The sequence below is a fragment of the Plantactinospora solaniradicis genome, assembly GCF_042658085.1.
Taxonomy (GTDB): Bacteria; Actinomycetota; Actinomycetes; order Mycobacteriales; family Micromonosporaceae; genus Plantactinospora; species Plantactinospora solaniradicis.
On sequence record NZ_JBHSPR010000114.1, the window covers coordinates 1 to 3,217 of the forward strand.

At 70.0% G+C, this 3,217-nt stretch carries 2 protein-coding genes; both read right to left on the minus strand.

What is annotated here, in order from left to right; translation table 11 throughout:
* Positions 1-6 precede the first annotated feature (6 nt).
* Positions 7-828, minus strand: a complete 822-nt coding sequence (locus ACFP2T_RS47345) for a hypothetical protein (protein ID WP_377434497.1) — start codon at positions 826-828, stop codon at positions 7-9.
* On the minus strand, positions 828-3,101 hold the full coding sequence (gene ago, locus ACFP2T_RS47350) for a protein argonaute (protein WP_377434499.1): 2,274 nt from the start codon (positions 3,099-3,101) through the stop codon (positions 828-830). The genes ACFP2T_RS47345 and ago overlap by 1 nt, the downstream gene beginning before the upstream one ends.
* Positions 3,102-3,217: the final 116 nt, after the last annotated feature.

Here is a 3,217-nt window from a genome sequence, read left to right on the forward strand (position 1 = left end):
GCCTATCTACACGCCGTACGAGCCGACAACTTGACGATCACTGTGAATCACCCGGGTTAGCGCGGCGGGCAGGCCGTAGTCAGGGCGGGCGAGGCCGGTGCCTATCGCGGTCGTGGCGGCGGTGTGGATGGCGGCGGCTTCGGCGACGTCGGTCGTGGTCGTGGCGGTGGTGGTCAGCCGGTACAGCAACGCGGATTCCAGCGTCTGTGCGTCCTGGTCTAGTCTGGCGCGGGCTGCGGCCTGTGGGGCGTGGGTGATCAGTAGCCAGGCGGCGGCGAGGTCGCTGCTACTGCCGTCGGCGAGCGCGCCGATACGTCCGGTTCCGCCGGTGTCGCCCAGGGTGGTGGCAGCCATGGCGTTGAGGGCGATCGACCAGGTGTCAGTTCCCAGTCGGGCGCGCCCGGTGTGCAGGGTCTGACGCAGCCAGCGGCGGAGTTCGGGGTCGTGATTGGCGACGGCTCCGGCGCCGAGCGCGAGTCCCAGCAGCTCGGTGGGTCGGAAGAAGAACGATGCCCGGTCGCCAGGTAGGGGGTCACGCTCGCCCATCCGGCGGGCGGCGGCGCTCCATGACGTGATCGTCTGATGATCGGGATCGTCCTGGCTGGCCAGCACGTAGCCGTGGGCGGCCAGGACCGGTGCCTCATCGAGCCGGCCGGTGTCGGTGACCACCGCTGCGGCATCCGGGTGCCAGTTAAGGCTCGGGCCGTAGTGGTGGGTCAGCCACCGCGCAAACCCGGTGGCCGGTGACGGCCAGCCGGCGTCGCGGCGGACTTGGGCGGCCAGCCGGTCGAGTTCGGCGGCCAGCGTGGTGGCGATGGCGGGGTGCATCACAGGAACCAGCGGCTGTGCCGCAGTCGGGTGTTGAGCAGTGCAGGCGACCAGTACGGTACGGCGCGTAGGCGGGCGAGCAGGTCGGCCATGAGTTCGGAGTAGTGGATGGTCACCGGCCGGGACGTGGGCATGGTGGAGCGCCAGGACAGGGAGGTGAACTTGAGCGCCTGTTCGGCCAGGTAGTCCAGGTCGCGGAAGGTCGACGCCCGGTGCAGGCGCAGGTGCAGCTGGCGGGGCAGGGGCGCGCCGGCGAGTTTGATCAGGCTCGGGCCGGTGATGGCCAGCAGCCGCTGGGTGTCGCTGATCTGCATGATCGTGCCGCGTTCGGGCGCCAGCGCGCCCTTGATCCGGCCGCGGTAGTCATTGCGGCCAGGCTGGTGGGGGTCGAGCATGGTGAACGGCTGCCTGTCGCCGACGGTGAGGAACGCGAACTCGACGTTCTGCTCGGAGCCAACGGTGGCCACGCAGTCGCCGATGAGCCGGTCGAGGTGGTGGTCGCGCATGGGCAGGCTGGTGTGGCACACGATGCGCACGGTGTCGCCGGGCCGCCACCCGTTGCGGGCCTTGATGTCGGCCAGAACGTCTTGTACCGAGGTGCGCAGCAGCAGCGGGTACTCCTGCGGGGTGCACTCGCGGGACAGGTTGGCCAGCAGGTAGTTGCCGTCGCCGCGAAACACGGTGGTGATCCCCATGCACCGCTTGCGGTCCTGGTAGCGGCTGGGGACCAGTTCGGCGATGCCGAGACCGACCACGATCTCGTCGGCGATCGGCAGGTGGTGGTTGACCGTCCAGGGCACCCCGTTGAGCTTGGCGTACAACGCGACCGACGCGTTCTGCAGCGCGAACGCCAGGGCCGCCGGCCGCTGCCGCATCGTCGAAAGCTTCATCTCCTGGCTGGGAATGCCGGCCATCAACAGCAGCGCCTTGGCGTGCAGGTACGGGTTGACCGGGGCGGGCAGGTCGGCATGCTCGTCGAGGATGACCACGATCGCGGCATCGGGCTGCTGGTCGCCGGAAAGCGCCGTCTCGATGGCCCGCCGGTAGGCGTCGTGCGGCTGGCCGCTGATCTGCACCTTCTGCAGGGTGAATGCCGGGTTGGACAGCCGGAATGTGGCGGCAAACCCGCTCTGGTACGCGGTGCTGGGCACCCCGTCACGTAAGGCCCGCACGAACGCCTCGGTCACGCCCTGGGCGGTGTGCGGCGCGACCACCACGATCCGGGGCGAGTGGGTCGCGAAGCTGTCCCGGCTAAACGGCCCGTAGGTGGTGAGCCCTCGCCAGGCGATGGTGTTCTGCTTGGTGCGGGCCGGGTCGAAGCAGTACGACACCCCCGGAGCCCGGTACACGCTGCGGTGCGTGCCGCTGTTGCCGACCGTCAGCTGCTCGCGGACCCGGCCGCGCAGGTCGACGCCGAGGGCGATCGGGGGCAGGCCGCCGAGGAACCGCCCCATGTCGGTGAGCATCGCGGCGACGCCCGGACCGCCCAGCAGCTGGCCGTCTAGGGCCGCACGGTGGCTCTCGAACGCGCTGTACCGGTCACCGAGCAACTGCCGCAGGCAGCTGGCGAACGCCTCCTTCGAGCCCTCGACCGCGACCTCGGCCGCCGAAATCCGACTGATCTGGTCGAATGACTCCGACAGCACCACCTCGCCGCCGACGAGACGGTCAATTCGCCCGACCAGCCGCCGCTGACCAGGCGCCGGCGCGCGGCGCACTACATCCAGCCCGGTCAGGCTCACCCCGGCCGCCGCCAGCTCGGCGAGTTTAGCGGTGATGTCGTAGCGGGTGGACAACGTCACGAACAGGCCGATGAACGCCTCCTCGACCGGCATGACGACCCGGGCCTCCAGGCTGTACCGCGGCCGGATCAGAAACCCGCTCATGACCTCTGGGGCGTGGCCAAGCCGGCGCATGATTTCGGCCACGAACTCCCGCCGCCGGCCCAGGAACTGAAACGGCCGCCGTCGGAACGCCCGGTACCCGGGTACCGCCCCGGGCAGCGCCTGATTGACCACGTACGCGACCAGGCCCAGATTCTCCGACACCGCGAGCTTGGACTCCACCATCCCGTCCGGGACCACGGCCCCCTGGACCCGCGGCACCCCGTACAGGACGCCACCGGCCGGCCAGAGCGACCACGCCTCACCCGCGGCGAGCCGGGCCGGCGCCACCTCGCTCGGGTCCGCAAGATCCCGCTGGTACGCCGAGAACGCGCTCGGGTTGACCTCCACCTGGAACCCGTTGAGCGCAAGCCGCCGCTGATCCGCCACTGTTACACCACCACATCGGCAACGATCCGCGAGCCGTCCTTGGCGCCGCGGACCACCTAGTGCCTCGTCTTTGAAGGTTGATCGTGTAATCCGCCGGTTCTGGGCATGTCTCGGGC